Below are 15,079 nucleotides of genomic sequence, written 5' to 3' on the forward strand. Positions count from 1 at the left end.
TTTCAGACGGCTTGTTTTATATAAATATCCCATAAAAAAGCACCTGAATTTTTCAAGTGCTTTTTTTCAACTTATCAGCCTTGTTTGTTGTTTAACGCTGCTTTGACGAAAGCGGTAAACAGCGGGTGGCCTTTGCGTGGGTTGGAAGTAAATTCCGGATGGAACTGGCAGGCGAAGAACCATGGGTGTTGCGGCAGTTCGATGGTTTCGACCAGACGTTCCCGTCCCATGGACACGCCGCCGATGACCAAACCGGCTGCTTCTAAAGCGGGTACGAAGTTGTTATTGACTTCGTAGCGGTGGCGGTGGCGTTCGCGGATGTGGGTGTTGCCGTAGATTTTGGCGGCGAGGCTGTCTGCTTTGAGTTCGACATCTTGTGCGCCCAAGCGCATGGTGCCGCCCAAGTCGGCGTGTTCGTCACGGGTTTCGACGCTACCGTCGGCAGTTTGCCATTCGTCAATCAGGGCAACGACCGGTGAAGCGCATTTGAGGTCGAATTCGGTCGAGTTGGCATTGGGCAGGCCGGCAACATCACGGGCGTATTCAATCAGGGCAATCTGCATACCGAGGCAGATGCCGAGGTATGGGACGTTGTTTTCACGGGCGTAACGTACGGCGGCGATTTTGCCTTCTACGCCTCGTGAACCGAAGCCGCCGGGTACCAAAATGGCATCCATGCCGTGCAATACGGAAACATCGCCGCCGTTTTTCTCGATGGCTTCGCTGTCGATAAAGCTGATTTGTACATCGGTTTCGGTGTGGATACCGGCGTGTTTCAGGGCTTCGATCAGCGATTTGTAGGACTCGGTCAAATCAACGTATTTGCCGACCATGGCGATTTTAACGGTATGTTTCGGATTTTGAATGGCATGGACGATTTTTTTCCATGCAGTCAAATCCGCCTGCTGTACGTTTAATTGCAGCTGCTCGGTGATGATGGCATCGATGCCTTGGTTGTGCAGCATTTCGGGGATTTCGTAAATGCTTCCGGCATCATAGCTTCCGACCACGGCACGCTCTTCCACATTACAGAAGAGGGCGATTTTGCGGCGTTCGTCTTCCGGCATGATGCGGTCCATGCGGCAAATCAGGACATCGGGTTGAATGCCGATGCTGCGCATTTCTTTTACCGAATGTTGGGTTGGTTTGGTTTTGATTTCGCCGGCGGCGGCGATAAACGGAACGTAGCTCAAGTGGGCAAACAGGGTGTTGTTGCGGCCCAGTTGGCTGCGCATTTGGCGGATGGCTTCGAGAAACGGCAATGATTCGATGTCGCCGACCGTGCCGCCGATTTCGACGATGGCGACATCGTATCCGGCTGCGCCTTCGTGAATGCGGCGTTTGATTTCGTCGGTGATGTGCGGAATCACTTGCACTGTGCCGCCCAGATAGTCGCCTCGGCGTTCTTTGGCGATTACGTTTTCATAAACCTGACCTGCGCTGAAGCTGTTGCGTTTGTACATGGTTGAGTTGATGAAACGCTCGTAGTGGCCGAGGTCGAGGTCGGTTTCGGCACCGTCGTCGGTTACGAATACTTCGCCGTGTTGAAACGGACTCATGGTACCCGGATCGACGTTGATATAGGGGTCGAGCTTGAGCATGGTTACGCTCAGGCCGCGCGATTCGAGGATGGCGGCAATAGAAGCGGCGGCGATACCTTTACCCAATGAGGAAACGACGCCGCCGGTTACGAAAATAAATTTAGTCATGATGTGGAAACCCATGTTGGAATGTGTAATTTTACCTTGAAGCAATCCTGCTGGCAACGTTGCGTGAAACAGGCCGTCTGAAAACGGGGGAACCACATTTTCAGACGGCCTCGGGCTTAGGAAGCGGCGGTTTGGCGCAGCTCCCGGCGGAGGATTTTGCCGACATTGGATTTGGGCAATTCGTTGCGGAACTCGATATTTTTCGGCACTTTGTAGCCGGTCAGCTCTTGGCGGCAGAAGGCAATCAGTTCGGCTTCGGTCAGCGACGGGTCTTTGCGCACCACGAATACTTTCAGTGCTTCGCCGGTTTTGGCATCGGGAACGCCGATACAGGCGACTTCCAAAACTTTGTCGTTGTGGGCAATCACTTCTTCGATTTCGTTCGGATAAACATTAAAGCCGGAAACGACAATCAAATCTTTTTTGCGGTCCACCAGTTTGAGCCAGCCTTTTTCGTCCATCACCGCAATATCACCGGTTTCCAGCCAGCCTTCGGCATCGATGGCTTTGGCGGTTTCTTCGGGGCGTTGCCAGTAGCCCTGCATCACCTGCGGGCCGCGTACCCACAATTCACCCGGCTGGCCTTGCGGCACGGGCGAGCCGTCGGCGTTGCGCAGCATCACTTCGGTAGAGGGAACGGGCAGGCCGATGCTTCCGCTGTATGCGTCGATGTTCAGCGGATTGCAGCACACACCGGGGCTGGCTTCGGTGAGGCCGTAGGCTTCGACAATCGGTGTGCCGGTGATTCTTTTCCATTTTTCGGCAACGGCTTTTTGGGTGGCCATGCCGCCGCCCACAGTCAGTTTGAGGGCGGAGAAATCGATTTCGGCAAACTCGGGGCGGTTGGCCATGCCGTTAAACAGGGTATTGACCCCGACAAAGATGGTAACCCGTTCTTTTTTCAGCTCGCCGAGAAAGGTTTTCATGTCTCTGGGGTTGGTAATCAGCAGGATTTTCGAACCGAAATTGGCGAAAATCATCAGGTTTACGGTGAGGGCGAAAATATGATACAGCGGCAATGCGCCGATCACGGTTTCTTCGCCTTCTTTGAGGCGGTTTTTAATCCATTCGCCGGCCTGCAGCATATTGGCGATGATGTTGCCGTGGCTGAGAACGGCACCTTTTGCCACGCCGGTCGTGCCGCCGGTGTATTGCAGCAGGGCGGTGTCTTCACGCTTGAGTCCGACCGGCGTAAAAGTATGTGCCGCACCGGCTTTCAAGGCTTCTTTAAAGGTAATCGTTTGCCCGATTCGGTATTCCGGCACCATTTTTTTGATTTTGCGGATCACGAAATTCATCAGCGCCCCTTTGAGCGTGCCGAACATTTCGCCGACCGAAGCGATGATGACGTGTTTGATGTGCGTGCGGGGTAATACCAATTCCAGTGTATTGGCGAAGTTTTCCAAAACAACGATGGTGGTGGCACCGCTGTCTTTTAACTGGTGTTCCAACTCTCGGGGCGTGTAGAGCGGATTGGTATTGACCGCAATCATGCCCGCCTGAAGAATGCCGAACAGCGCCACCGGATATTGCAGCAGGTTGGGCATCATCACGGCCACCCGCTCGCCTCGGGGCAGCTTCAACACGTTTTGCAGATAAGAGGCGAAATCGGTAGCCAGTTTGGCGGTTTCCGCATAGGTCAGCACTTTGCCCATATTTTGAAATGCCGGTTTGGCGGCAAATTTTTGCGCACTTTGGCTGAACACGTCGCTGATGGATTGATAGCGGGTGAGGTCGATCTCATGGGCAACGCCCGTTTCGTAGCTTTGAAGCCAAGGTTTTTCCATGGGTTGCTTTCAATAATCGGGAAACCGTGCGGCGGTTTCGCCCGAGGTTGGGAATGCCGTCTGAAAACCTGCTGTATTCGTTTTTCAGACGGCCTGAATCAGTCAGGCGGTGATAATCACCGGTTTGTCGGTGGACATAATAATGCCGCCGCCCAAGCAAATGTCGCCGTCGTACAATACCGCAGACTGTCCCGGCGTAACCGCCCATTGCGGTTCGTCAAAAACCAGCTCGATTGTCTCATCGTCAAGATAACGCAGCTCGCAGGCGGCATCCGCCATACGGTAGCGGGTTTTGCAGGTATAGCGGCCTTCCTGCGGGCGTTGGGGCAGGGTAAAACTCAAATCGTTCATTATCAAACTTCGGGTGTAGAGCAGCGGATGTTCGTGACCCTGCACCACAATCAGCTCGTTTTTCGCCAAATCTTTGGCAGCGACAAACCACGGTTCGCCTGCGCCGCCGATGCCCAAGCCTTTGCGCTGGCCCAGCGTGTAAAACATCAAGCCGACGTGTTCGCCGACGGTTTTGCCTTCCGGCGTAACCATTTTACCGCTGTTGGTCGGCAGGTATTTTTGCAGAAATTCACGAAACGGGCGTTCGCCGATAAAGCAGATGCCGGTGCTGTCTTTTTTCGCTGCGGTCGGTAATTTGAACTGTTCCGCCAAGCGGCGCACTTCGGGTTTTTCCAAACCGCCCAGCGGGAAAATGGCACGCTCAAGCTGAAACGGTTTGAGGCGGTAGAGGAAATAGCTTTGGTCTTTATTGGCATCCAAACCTTTGAGCAGGTAATGAATGCCGTCTTTTTCCAGCTTGCGGGCATAGTGTCCGGTGGCAATCACATCAGCGCCCTGTTCGATTGCATAATCGAGAAAACATTTGAACTTGATTTCCGCATTGCACAATACATCAGGATTGGGCGTGCGGCCGGCGCTGTATTCTTTCAGGAAATAGGCAAAGACATTGTCTTTGTATTGGGCGGCGAAATTGACGATGTCGATGTCGATACCGAGAATGTCGGCAACGGCAATCGCATCAAACGAATCTTGTTTGATGCTGCAATATTCATCGTTGTCGTCGTCTTCCCAGTTTTGCATAAAAACGCCGCGAACATGGTGGTTTTGCGCCTGCAGCAGCGCCGCAGTAACCGAAGAATCTACGCCGCCGGAAAGGCCGACAATGATATTTTGGGGAGTGTGTGTGTGTGCCATAAATGCCGATATGGGGGAAAAACTGTTTCATTTAAAGGCGGATTTTAGCATAGATGGAGCGGAACGTGGAATGAATGCCGCAACAGGCAAGGCCGTCTGAAAATCCGGTTTTCAGACGGCCTGTCGTTCACACGTTTCGATTGAATGGCGGGTGGTTTAATGCTGGTGCGCTTCGCCGTGATGATGGTGCTGTTCGGCTGGGGCCGGTGCGTTTTTCACTTCAAACGTAACGGTTTGCGGTTTGTCGTGTTTGAATTTCAGCGTAACCGGAAACTTGTCGCCTGCGGTCAGCGGTTTTTTCAGACCCATAAACATAATGTGGTAGCCGCCCGGTTTCAGAGCAACGGAGGCTTTCGGCGGCAAGGCAACGCCGTCTTTGGCCTGACGCATACGCATTACGCCGTTGTCGTTGATGTGGGTGTGGATTTCGACACGCTCGGCAACCGGCGAAGCAGCGCCGGTGAGGGTGTCGGCGGTGTTTTTTTCGTTGTGGACGACAACGAATGCGCCGCCCATTTTCATGCCCTCAACCGTGGCACGCGCCCAAGCGTCGTGGGTGTGGATACCGGCTGCGGCTGCGCTGTGGCACAAACCGGCGATGATGAGGGTAGTGAGCAGTTTTTTCATGGCTTTTCCTTTACATTAAGGTATGGCAACCGGCTTGGTTTGGCGGCCGGATGCCGTCTGAAAACGGTGTTTCGGATTAAAGCTATCGTTCCGGAATAATACTTTGGTATTAGTTTGAAAGATGTAGTTTACTAGGCCGTCTGAAAATCGGCAAACGGTTTATTGCAAAAACCTTGTTTTTCCGTTGCGGCGGTCAGGCGGAAAATGCGGCAATGCCTGACGGGATAAGGATTTCGGCCTTACCAAAGATTCAGCCCGTAATCCCGCCACAAGGCAATCAGCCACACAATACCCAGCAACACCAGCGCCAGCAGCTGCGCCGCCGAGCCTGCATCTTTGGCACGCTTTGCCAACTCGTGTTTGGCGGTGGAAGTATGGTCCACAGCGGCTTCGATGGCGGTGTTGAACAATTCGGTAATCAGCGAAACAAACGATGCCATAATCAGCAGAATGCGGGTCGCCGGGCCGAAATCGAGCAGCAGGCAAAGCGTGATTAACACGGTGTGCAGACAAACGAGCTGTCGGAAGGCGCTTTCGTGGCGGAAAGCAGCGGCGAGGCCGTCTATCGAATAGCCGAATGCGTTGATAATGCGGGCAAAGCCGCCTTTGCTTTTCTTTTGTCGGGCGTAGTCGTTGGGTTTCATAGCGGTAATAATCCGTTGCGAACAATCAGCGTGCCGACCGGTTTTGCACCGCATCGGCAAACATGGCGGCAACGTCAAAACCTTTTTGTTTCATGATTTCTTGGAAACCGGTCGGGCTGGTTACATTGACTTCGGTCAGATTTTTGCCGATGACGTCCAAACCCGCCAACAGAATGCCTCGGCGTTTGAGTTCGGGGGCGAGGGTTTCGGCGATTTCACGGTCGGTGTCGCTGAGTTCCTGCGCCACGCCTCTGCCGCCAGCCGCCAGATTGCCCCGTGTTTCGCCGTTTTGCGGAATGCGTGCCAAGGCAAACGGCACAACTTCGCCGCCGATAATCAGAATGCGTTTGTCGCCGTCAACGATTTCGGGGATATAGCGCTGCGCCATAATGGTGCGGCTGTCGAGTTTCATCAGCGTTTCCAAAATGCTGCCGATATTCGGATCGGACTCGGTCAGGCGGAAAATGCCCATGCCGCCCATGCCGTCCAGCGGTTTGACGATAATGTCGCCGTGTTCCCGCAAAAAGCGGCGCACGTCGGCGGAACGGGTGGTAACCAGTGTCGGCGCAGTAAAACGGCTGAAGTTTAAAATCGCCAGTTTTTCGTTGAAATCCCGCATCGCCTGCCCGCTGTTATACACTTTCGCTCCTTGCTGTTCGGCAAGGGTCAGCAGTTGGGTGGCATACAGATACTGCATATCAAACGGCGGATCGGTGCGCATAATCACCGCATCGAAATCGGTCAAGGCCGTCTGAAAAGCGGGTTGGGCGGCAAACCAGTGATGGTCGTGGTCGTTTTTTGCACCGATAAACTCAAACGCCGCCGCCTGCGCACAAACCTGCCCCTGCTGCACCGACAATTCGCCGCTCAACGTGTGAAACAGTTTCCAACCCCGCCCCGCCATTTCGCGCATCATGGCGTAGGTGGTGTCTTTGTAGGTTTTGAAAGTCGCCATCGGATCGGCGATAAACAGGATGTTCATGATTGTCCTTTTATTTTAATAAGTTGAATTTGGCTTCTAGCGTGTGCTTTTCTCGGTTTCCATCGGGTGTCGGGAAACCAGCAGTTGGTCGATTTTCAGGTTTTCGGTGTCGATGATTTCAAATTTGAAGCCATTGTAAATCAGAAAATCGGTGCGTTTGGGAATTTTACGCAGGGAATACATCATAAAGCCGGCGATGGTTTCGTAGTTTTCCGAGTGGGGAAAGGCTTCGATGCCGAGGGCGCGCATGACATCTTCCAGCGGGGTGGCGCCGTCGATCAGCCAAGTGTCTTCGGTGCGGCGCATGATTTGCGGTTCTTCTTCGGTATTGACCAGTTCGCCCATCACGATGCTCATCACGTCTTTGAGGGTAACGACACCGACAACCAGTGCATATTCGTTGATGACGACGGCAAAGTCTTCGCCGGAGGTTTTGAAGGTTTCCAATACGTCGTAAAGTGAAAGTGTGTCGGGGATAAACAGGCATTTGCGCAAGACCCGTTTGTCGGTCAGGCGGACGTGTTTTTCTTTAAGAAACAGGGTGAGCAGGGTGTGGGATTCGATGTAGCCGATGACCCGTTCCAAGTCGCCGTCGCAGACGAGGAATTTGCTGTGCGGTTTGTCGGACATGGCTTCGATAACGGTTTCGCTGCTGTCGTTTTTGTCGAAATAGGCGATGTATTCGCGGGTACTCATGGTGGAGGTTACCGTACGTTCCTGCATATCGAAGATGTTTTCGATGAGGTAGTGTTCCTGCTGTTTCAAGACACCGGCCTGTGCGCCGGCATCGACCATGGCGTAGATGTCTTCCGAGGTCAACTGTTCTTGGCGGACGGTGGAAATATGCAGGATTTTGAAGAGGGCGTTGGCCAGCCCGTCAAAAAACCAGACGAAGGGTTTGAGCAGGAAAATCAGGAATATCATCGGCCGTACGATGCGGACGGCGACGGCTTCGGGGTGGGTGATGGCGAGGCGTTTGGGCATCAGGTCGGCAATTAGAATAAAGCTGCCGGTTACCAGCGCAAAGGTGAGCAGCGAGGCCAGCGTGCTGCCCCACGGGTCGAAGCGGGCGAGCAGGCTGTCGAAATAGGGACGCACTGCCGCTTCGCCGACAATACCTGCCAAAATGGCGACGGCGTTCAAGCCGATTTGTACGATGGTGATGAAGCTGCCGGGCTGCTGCTGCATGTTCAATACGTCTAAGGCACGGATATCGCCGTCTTTCGCCATGACCTGCAGTTTGATTTTGCGGGCGGAGGCGAGGGCGAGTTCGGAGCAGGAAACAAAGGCGCTGATGACAATCAGTACGCACAATAAAATCAGGGCTTCTAAGATATTCATAAATCTCGGGTTTCAGGTTGCGGGGCGGCGAGGCCGTCTGAAAACTGCATTTTCAGACGGCATCTTCGTCTAATTGTTTCAACCATGCCAGTTTTTCGCTGATTTTGATTTCCAAACCCCGATTGACGGGGCGGTAGAAATCGGGTTCGGGAAGGTGGTCGGGCATATAGGTTTCGCCGGCGGCGTAGGCGTGGGGTTCGTCGTGGGCGTAGCGGTAGGCTTTGCCGTAGCCCAATTCTTTCATCAACTTGGTCGGTGCATTGCGCAGGTGTACCGGCACTTCGTGGCTGCCGTTTTCTGCGACAAAGCGGCGCATTTGGTTGTAGGCGTTGTAACCGGCGTTGGATTTGGCGGCGGCGGCAAGATACAGCACGGCCTGCGCCAGCGCCAGTTCGCCTTCGGGGCTGCCGAGCCGTTCGTAGGTTTCGGCGGCATCGTTGGCAAGCTGCAAGGCACGGGGGTCGGCCAACCCGATGTCTTCCCACGCCATGCGGACGATGCGGCGGGCGAGATAGCGGGGGTCGGCACCGCCGTCAAGCATACGGCAAAACCAATACAGGGCGGCGTTGGGGTGCGAGCCGCGTACGGATTTGTGCAGCGCCGAAATCTGGTTGTAGAAACTTTCGCCGCCTTTGTCGAAACGGCGGATTTGCGTGCCGAGACTGTCGGCGAGAAAACCGGCACCAATCTGATTCACGCCGCCGGTTTGGGCGGCACGCAGTAATTGTTCGAGAAGGTTGAGCAGGCGGCGGGCATCGCCGTCGGCGGTGGCGGCAAGCAGTTGCTGCGCTTCGTTATCGACCGTCAATCCTTGATATTCGGGTAATTTCAGGGCTTTTTCAATCAGGCGCAGCAAATCGGCTTCGGCCAAAGGCTGCAAGACATAAACCTGCGCCCGGCTCAACAGGGCGGGATTGACTTCAAACGACGGGTTTTCGGTGGTCGCACCGATAAAGGTCAGCAGGCCGCTTTCGACATGGGGGAGAAAAGCGTCCTGCTGGGATTTGTTGAAACGGTGGACTTCATCGACAAACAAAATGGTGGCACGTCCCTGCTGCAGGGCGATTTCGGCTTTGTTGATGGCTTCCCGGATTTCTTTCACGCCGGAAAATACGGCGGATACGGGTAGAAACTGGGCATGAAAACTCTGTGCTAAGATTCTTGCCAGCGTGGTTTTGCCGACACCGGGCGGCCCCCACAGCAACATGGAATGCGGCTTGCCGCCGGCAACGGCGGTGTGCAGCGGTTTGCCGATGCCGATTAAGTGCTGCTGGCCGATAACGTCGTCCAGCGACTGCGGCCGCAGGCGTTCGGCTAGCGGGGCATCGGGTTGGCGGGAAAATAAGTCGCTCATGATCGGTCGGGTTCACTTTATCGGGGTGGGCGGCGGCAAGTTCAGGCCGTCTGAAAATCGGACAGGCGGATTTTCAGACGGCTTGCGGATGGTAACAAATTTAAATTTGTTACTATTATAACCCATAACGCAAACATTCCCACTTAGGTTATAATATGCCGGTTTTCAGACGGCCTGATTGCCGGAAGTTTTTTATTTTTCCGCCGCTTTGCCGAGTGCAAAAAAGGTTTCCGGCATTTCGATATTTTCCCCTTTTCAGAGAAGAAACGATATGAAATACATCAGCACACGGGGCGAAACCGCACCCAAATCGTTCAGCGAAGTTTTATTGATGGGTCTTGCGCCCGACGGCGGCCTGATGTTGCCGGAACATTATCCGCAAATCAGCGCCGATACTTTGAACCAATGGCGCAGCCTGAGCTATCCCGAACTGGCGTTTGAAATCATCAGCCTGTTTGCCACCGATATTCCGAGCGAAGATTTGCGGGACATTATCGGGCGGACTTACACCGAAGCCGCTTTCGGTACGCCGGAAATCACGCCGGTGCGCACGCTTTCAGACGGCATCAAAATCGAAGCCCTGTCCAACGGCCCGACGCTGGCGTTTAAAGACATGGCGATGCAGTTTCTCGGCAATGCTTTTGAATATGTGTTGAACAAAGAGGGCAAGCAGCTCAATATTTTGGGCGCAACCAGCGGCGACACCGGTTCGGCGGCGGAATATGCGCTGCGGGGCAAAAAAGGCGTGAATGTGTTTATGCTCTCGCCGGAAGGCAAAATGAGCGATTTCCAGCGTGCTCAGATGTTCAGCCTGCAAGATGAAAACATCCACAACATCGCCGTCAAAGGCATGTTTGACGATTGCCAAGACATTGTCAAAGCGGTGCAGAACGATGCCGCTTTCAAACAGCAATACCATATCGGTACGGTCAATTCCATCAACTGGGGACGCATTGTGGCGCAGGTGGTGTATTATTTCGCCGGCTATTTCCGTGCCACCGACAACAACAGCCAGCAAGTCAGCTTCTGCGTGCCGAGCGGTAACTTCGGCAATGTCTGCGCCGGCCACATCGCCCGCCAGATGGGTTTGCCGGTTCGCCGCCTGATTGTGGCGACCAACGAAAACGATGTGTTGGACGAGTTTTTCAAAACCGGCCGCTATCTTCCCCGCAGCACCGAACACACCCACGTTACCTCCAGCCCGTCGATGGACATTTCCAAAGCCTCCAACTTCGAGCGTTTCGTATTTGATTTGAGCGGCCGCAATCCGCAGCAAATCCAAGCCTTGTGGGCGGACGTGGCTTCCGGAAAAGGCTTTGATTTGGGCGGCGAAATGGAAAAAGTGCGCACGCAATACGGCTTTGTTTCCGGCAAATCTACCCACGCCGACCGTTTGGCAACCATCAAAACTGTGTATGCCCAAGACGGCGAACTGATTGATCCGCATACCGCCGACGGCGTGAAAGTGGCACGGGAAGTGCGTGAAGCGGGTGAAACCGTGGTGTGTCTGGAAACCGCACTGGCGGCGAAATTCGAGCAAACCATTCACGAAGCGGTTGGCAGCGTGGCCGTTCCCCGTCCGGCGGGTTTGGAGGGTTTGGAAAACCTACCGCAGCGGGTGCAGGTTGTCGAAAACGATACCGAAGCCGTCAAAACCATTATCCGTACTGCTTTGCAGGGATAAACTACGCTTCGGAATACGGCGCTTTTATCCATATTCCGAAGCGTCCGGCTGTTCTGCGGGCGTTGTGATGATAAACGTTTTCGTTTAGAATGGTGCGTTTACTCTAAGAGCCGCCGTGTGCGGCGTGTGCATTCAAACAGGGCGGCGAGGCCGTCTGAAAACGAAGTTTGACAGTTTAATTTATTATGCGGCCGGCTTTTCAGACGGCCTTTATCTGACAGGAAACCGACATGGCAGCATTCAATACCCAGAAAGTGTTGTCCGTCCACCATTGGACAGACGCTTATTTTACCTTTACCTGCACACGAGACGACTCGCTGCGTTTTGAAAACGGCCAGTTTGTGATGATCGGCCTGATGGTGGACGGCAAACCGCTGATGCGTGCCTACAGCGTGGCCAGCGCCAACTGGGAAGAACATCTGGAATTTTTCTCGATTAAAGTCCAAGACGGCCCGCTGACCAGCCGTTTGCAGCATTTGAAAGTCGGCGACGATATTCTGGTCAGCAAAAAACCGACCGGCACGCTGGTGTTGGGCGACCTTAATCCGGGCAAACACCTGTATCTGCTCTCAACCGGCACCGGCATCGCTCCGTTTTTGAGCGTAACCAAAGATCCTGAAGTGTATGAACAGTTTGAAAAAGTGATTCTGGTTCACGGCGTACGCTACAAACAGGATTTGGCGTATTACGACCGCTTCACCAAAGAATTGCCGGAGCACGAATTTTTGGGCGAACTGCTGCGCGACAAACTGATTTACTATCCCGTGGTTTCCCGCGAACCGTTCGAACACCAAGGCCGTCTGACCGATTTGCTCAAAAGCGGCAAAATCTTCGAAGACATCGGCCTGCCGCCGATGAACCCGCAAGACGACCGTGCCATGCTGTGCGGCAGCATGGCGATGAACAAAGATACTGCCGCCATTCTCGACAGCTTCGGTCTGACCGCTTCACCGAAAACCGGCCAGCGTGGCGATTATCTGATTGAACGGGCATTTGTGGATCAGTAATTTGGTTATTGCATGATTGATTGTGGAACAAGCCGTCTGAAAATCAGGTTTTCAGACGGCTTGTTTATACGGGAAGATTATATAGTTAAAACACCGAATTTTCTGTACAAATCGGCAAACTAATAACAGTCGGAATATGTGGTGGGCAACAAGCTAAGTTGGTTTACCTGCACTTTGTTCCCCGTCCCGCTGGCGGGAAGGGGCTAGGGGAAGGGTGGCTCGCTGCGGTGTCATATTTTTTAGGTTAATTTACTATATATAACAGCTAAAACCAAGCCGTCTGAAAATCAGGTTTTCAGACGGCTTGGTTTATGTAGAAAAGATTATTCAGAATCCGGCAGCAGTTTGCCCGGATTCATTATATTGTGCGGGTCAAGATGGGCTTTGACGGCACGCATCAGGCTCAGTTCGGCAGGGTGGCGCACGGCGTTGAGCCAGTGTTTTTTAATCATGCCGATGCCGTGTTCGGCGGCGATTGTGCCATGGTGGTTCAGCACTTGGCGGTACACGGTTTGATTGACGGCATCCTCGTAGGCATACACTTCGTTGCTGACAATGTTGGGTAAAAAAGTATTGTAGTGCAGGCTACCGTCGCCGAGATGGCCGAAGCAGACGATTTTAATATCGGGAAACTGCTGCACCAAGTCGGCGGCGCAATGATGGACAAATCCGGCAACTTCGCCGATGGGAACGGCAATATCATGCTTGATGCTCGTTCCCAAATCACGCTGGGCGGCAGAAATGTTTTCCCGCAAGGCCCATAATGTTTGCCGTTCCTGTTCGGATTGCGCCAAGATGCAGTTTTCACGGCCGTGTTCAAACAGAAATTCAGCCAAAGCATCGTGCAAACCGCTGTCGGGCAGACTGTCGGTCAGTTCCAATAAAATATGCCATTCAGCATCAGTCGGCTGTTGGGCCTGTAAAAAGCCGGACGAGAGCGACAGGGCGAAGCGGCTGATTAATTCAAAGCTGCACAGGCGTTCGGCAAAATGGGTTTGAACATCGGTGAGCAGGCTGACGGCATCGTCAATACTATCGACACCGACCCATGCGGTGGCGGTGGTTTGCGGTTTGGCAAATAGTTTCAGCGTAGCGGCGGTGATCACGCCCAGCGTGCCTTCGCTACCGATAAACAGATGGCGCAAATCGTAGCCGGTGGTGTTTTTGTGCAGCGGGTGCAGATGGGAAACCAGCGTGCCGTCGGGAAAAACGGTTTCCAAGCCCAATACCAGATCACGCATACTTCCATAGCGTAAAACGTTTAGCCCGCCGGCGTTGCAGGCGATGTTGCCGCCGATTTGGCACGAACCCTCGCTGGCCAAACTCAACGGAAACAGCCTGTCGGCACGGTCGGCGGCTTCCTGAACGTGTTGCAGAATGCAGCCGGCTTCCACGGTTATGCTGTTGTCGGCAAGATTGACTTCCCGAATCCGGTTGAGACGGGAAAGATTCAGCAACACGCCGCCTTGCGCTACGGCAGCCCCGCACAATCCGGTGTTGCCGCCCTGCGGGGTTACAGGAATTTTCTGCTCGAAGCAGTGGCGCATAATCTTTTGCACGCTCTCTACCGAATGCGGCTGCAAAACCATATCGGGTGCGGCGGTAAAACGGCGGCGCTGGTCGGCAAGCTGGACATCGGATAGAGACAGGATTTCAGACGGCTTTAAAAAGGTATGGAAAGCGTTCAGGTCGGCAGGCATGGCGGCAATCGTCAGTGAATGTACGATAAAAGAAAATAATAAAAACGGGAAGCGCAAACTTCCCGTTTTTATCAGTTTTTAAAGACTGCTATTATTTAGAAGCTTCGGCTTCGCTGGCAGCGCCTTCAACGGCAGAAGCAGCAGCGTCCATGGCTTCGGTAGCAGCAGAAGCAGCAGCTTCAGTTGCAGAAGCAGCGGCATCCATCGCTTCGTTAGCAGCAGAAGCGGCAGCGTCCATAGATTCGCTGGCAGCAGAAGCAGCAGCGTCCATCGCTTCGCTGGCGGCAGAGGCAGCAGAAGCAGCAGCTTCTTGAGCAGGTTCAGAGTGACAAGCAGCCAATGCCAAAGACAACAGAGCAGCAGCAAACAGTGATTTTTTCATTTTTTAAGACCTTTTAAATCGATTTAAATAACACTAAAAAACGGCCGCAAGCGGCCTGAGGAATCTACATGATGAAATTCATTGCTGAATTTTTGCTATTATGCCCGACTGAATTGGCGAATGCAACCGCCCGAAGCGTCAGGCAGTCGGGAATTTGGCGGATAAATGCCTCAAAATAACAGGCAGATAGGGTGCTTGGGCGGAAATATCGGTAACAGGGAAAGGGCGCTTGTTGCAAAAGTGAATAAATATCAATCGGTTATTTTTGTGTATGGAATAGGAAACGATAAACGGCTGTTGAATAGGCCGCTTAAGTTTTTTGTTGTGCAATATCATGAAGTTGTAAAAAAGCAACAAAAAATTGTCTGATAACGGCAAAATTGATAAATATTTACTTGCAGCGGCGAGAGGCCGTCTGAAAAACGGGTTTTGTGAAGTTGTGTAAAGGTTGTGTCGTACGTTACAACATTTCGGCGGCAGTAGGTTTACTATGTTCGGTTTTGGGGCGGGCTTATGGTAGAATGGCGCAGCATAGCAGGAAGAATTTATCGCTGAGAGCGGAAACGGTTTACGGCAAGGTAAGAGAGACACCGTGTTGCGGCATTCTTATTTTCGCCATATTTTTGCTATATTTTTCAGAATAATACACAAGGATT

The 15,079-nt window shown here is 53.2% G+C and carries 12 protein-coding genes; 2 read left to right on the plus strand and 10 right to left on the minus strand.

Annotation, left to right across the window (positions count from 1 at the left end; genetic code table 11):
• Nucleotides 1-74: 74 nt before the first annotated feature.
• The 8 genes from pyrG to PJU73_RS01865 all read right to left on the minus strand — a co-directional run bounded on the left by pyrG (nucleotide 75) and on the right by PJU73_RS01865 (nucleotide 9,650).
• The gene (gene pyrG / locus PJU73_RS01830) at nucleotides 75-1,709 is read right to left on the minus strand and encodes a CTP synthase (RefSeq protein ID WP_237091151.1); all 1,635 of its coding nucleotides are present in this window, start codon (nucleotides 1,707-1,709) and stop codon (nucleotides 75-77) included.
• A 116-nt stretch (nucleotides 1,710-1,825) separates the two neighbouring features.
• Nucleotides 1,826-3,496, minus strand: a complete 1,671-nt coding sequence (locus PJU73_RS01835; RefSeq protein ID WP_237091152.1) for an AMP-binding protein — start codon at nucleotides 3,494-3,496, stop codon at nucleotides 1,826-1,828.
• A gap of 102 nt (nucleotides 3,497-3,598) precedes the next feature.
• Nucleotides 3,599-4,702 carry a tRNA 2-thiouridine(34) synthase MnmA gene (gene mnmA / locus PJU73_RS01840; protein ID WP_237091153.1) on the minus strand — a complete coding sequence of 368 codons (1,104 nt, stop codon included), beginning with the start codon at nucleotides 4,700-4,702 and terminating at the stop codon, nucleotides 3,599-3,601.
• Between the two features lie 156 nt (nucleotides 4,703-4,858).
• Nucleotides 4,859-5,329: a copper chaperone PCu(A)C gene (locus PJU73_RS01845; RefSeq protein WP_237091154.1), complete on the minus strand. Its 471-nt coding sequence runs from the start codon at nucleotides 5,327-5,329 to the stop codon at nucleotides 4,859-4,861.
• Between the two features lie 239 nt (nucleotides 5,330-5,568).
• Nucleotides 5,569-5,973 (minus strand): diacylglycerol kinase, encoded by a 405-nt coding sequence (locus PJU73_RS01850; protein ID WP_237091155.1) that lies wholly within the window; start codon nucleotides 5,971-5,973, stop codon nucleotides 5,569-5,571.
• Between the two features lie 25 nt (nucleotides 5,974-5,998).
• Nucleotides 5,999-6,955 (minus strand): glutathione synthase, encoded by a 957-nt coding sequence (gshB, locus tag PJU73_RS01855; RefSeq protein ID WP_237091156.1) that lies wholly within the window; start codon nucleotides 6,953-6,955, stop codon nucleotides 5,999-6,001.
• 36 nt (nucleotides 6,956-6,991) lie between these two features.
• Nucleotides 6,992-8,296 (minus strand): polyamine export protein PaeA, encoded by a 1,305-nt coding sequence (paeA, locus tag PJU73_RS01860; protein ID WP_237091157.1) that lies wholly within the window; start codon nucleotides 8,294-8,296, stop codon nucleotides 6,992-6,994.
• 52 nt (nucleotides 8,297-8,348) lie between these two features.
• Nucleotides 8,349-9,650 (minus strand): replication-associated recombination protein A, encoded by a 1,302-nt coding sequence (locus PJU73_RS01865; RefSeq protein ID WP_237091158.1) that lies wholly within the window; start codon nucleotides 9,648-9,650, stop codon nucleotides 8,349-8,351.
• Between the two features lie 271 nt (nucleotides 9,651-9,921).
• Here PJU73_RS01865 and thrC point away from each other — a divergent pair, with 271 nt between their 5' ends.
• Together thrC and PJU73_RS01875 are read left to right on the plus strand one after the other, a co-directional pair.
• The gene (thrC, locus tag PJU73_RS01870; protein WP_237091159.1) at nucleotides 9,922-11,334 is read left to right on the plus strand and encodes a threonine synthase; all 1,413 of its coding nucleotides are present in this window, start codon (nucleotides 9,922-9,924) and stop codon (nucleotides 11,332-11,334) included.
• 230 nt (nucleotides 11,335-11,564) lie between these two features.
• Entirely contained in the window at nucleotides 11,565-12,341 is a 777-nt protein-coding gene (locus tag PJU73_RS01875; protein ID WP_237091160.1) for a ferredoxin--NADP reductase, read from the plus strand.
• Between the two features lie 323 nt (nucleotides 12,342-12,664).
• Here the strand turns inward: PJU73_RS01875 and PJU73_RS01880 are convergent, their stop codons facing one another.
• Both PJU73_RS01880 and PJU73_RS01885 read right to left on the minus strand, forming a co-directional pair.
• The gene (locus tag PJU73_RS01880; RefSeq protein WP_237091161.1) at nucleotides 12,665-14,041 is read right to left on the minus strand and encodes an FAD-binding oxidoreductase; all 1,377 of its coding nucleotides are present in this window, start codon (nucleotides 14,039-14,041) and stop codon (nucleotides 12,665-12,667) included.
• A 91-nt stretch (nucleotides 14,042-14,132) separates the two neighbouring features.
• Nucleotides 14,133-14,423, minus strand: coding sequence for a hypothetical protein (locus PJU73_RS01885; RefSeq protein ID WP_237091162.1), 291 nt, complete (start codon nucleotides 14,421-14,423; stop codon nucleotides 14,133-14,135).
• Nucleotides 14,424-15,079: the final 656 nt, after the last annotated feature.

It is taken from the genome of Neisseria lisongii (assembly GCF_028463985.1).
Taxonomy (GTDB): Bacteria; Pseudomonadota; Gammaproteobacteria; order Burkholderiales; family Neisseriaceae; genus Neisseria; species Neisseria lisongii.

Bases quoted from the DNA above. Each gene is read 5' to 3' on its own strand.
- pyrG (WP_237091151.1), bottom strand. From the start codon at position 1,709: ATGACTAAATTTATTTTCGTAACCGGCGGCGTCGTTTCCTCATTGGGT.
- PJU73_RS01835 (WP_237091152.1), bottom strand. From the start codon at position 3,496: ATGGAAAAACCTTGGCTTCAAAGCTACGAAACGGGCGTTGCCCATGAG.
- mnmA (WP_237091153.1), bottom strand. From the start codon at position 4,702: ATGGCACACACACACACTCCCCAAAATATCATTGTCGGCCTTTCCGGC.
- PJU73_RS01845 (WP_237091154.1), bottom strand. From the start codon at position 5,329: ATGAAAAAACTGCTCACTACCCTCATCATCGCCGGTTTGTGCCACAGC.
- PJU73_RS01850 (WP_237091155.1), bottom strand. From the start codon at position 5,973: ATGAAACCCAACGACTACGCCCGACAAAAGAAAAGCAAAGGCGGCTTT.
- gshB (WP_237091156.1), bottom strand. From the start codon at position 6,955: ATGAACATCCTGTTTATCGCCGATCCGATGGCGACTTTCAAAACCTAC.
- paeA (WP_237091157.1), bottom strand. From the start codon at position 8,296: ATGAATATCTTAGAAGCCCTGATTTTATTGTGCGTACTGATTGTCATC.
- PJU73_RS01865 (WP_237091158.1), bottom strand. From the start codon at position 9,650: ATGAGCGACTTATTTTCCCGCCAACCCGATGCCCCGCTAGCCGAACGC.
- thrC (WP_237091159.1), top strand. From the start codon at position 9,922: ATGAAATACATCAGCACACGGGGCGAAACCGCACCCAAATCGTTCAGC.
- PJU73_RS01875 (WP_237091160.1), top strand. From the start codon at position 11,565: ATGGCAGCATTCAATACCCAGAAAGTGTTGTCCGTCCACCATTGGACA.
- PJU73_RS01880 (WP_237091161.1), bottom strand. From the start codon at position 14,041: ATGCCTGCCGACCTGAACGCTTTCCATACCTTTTTAAAGCCGTCTGAA.
- PJU73_RS01885 (WP_237091162.1), bottom strand. From the start codon at position 14,423: ATGAAAAAATCACTGTTTGCTGCTGCTCTGTTGTCTTTGGCATTGGCT.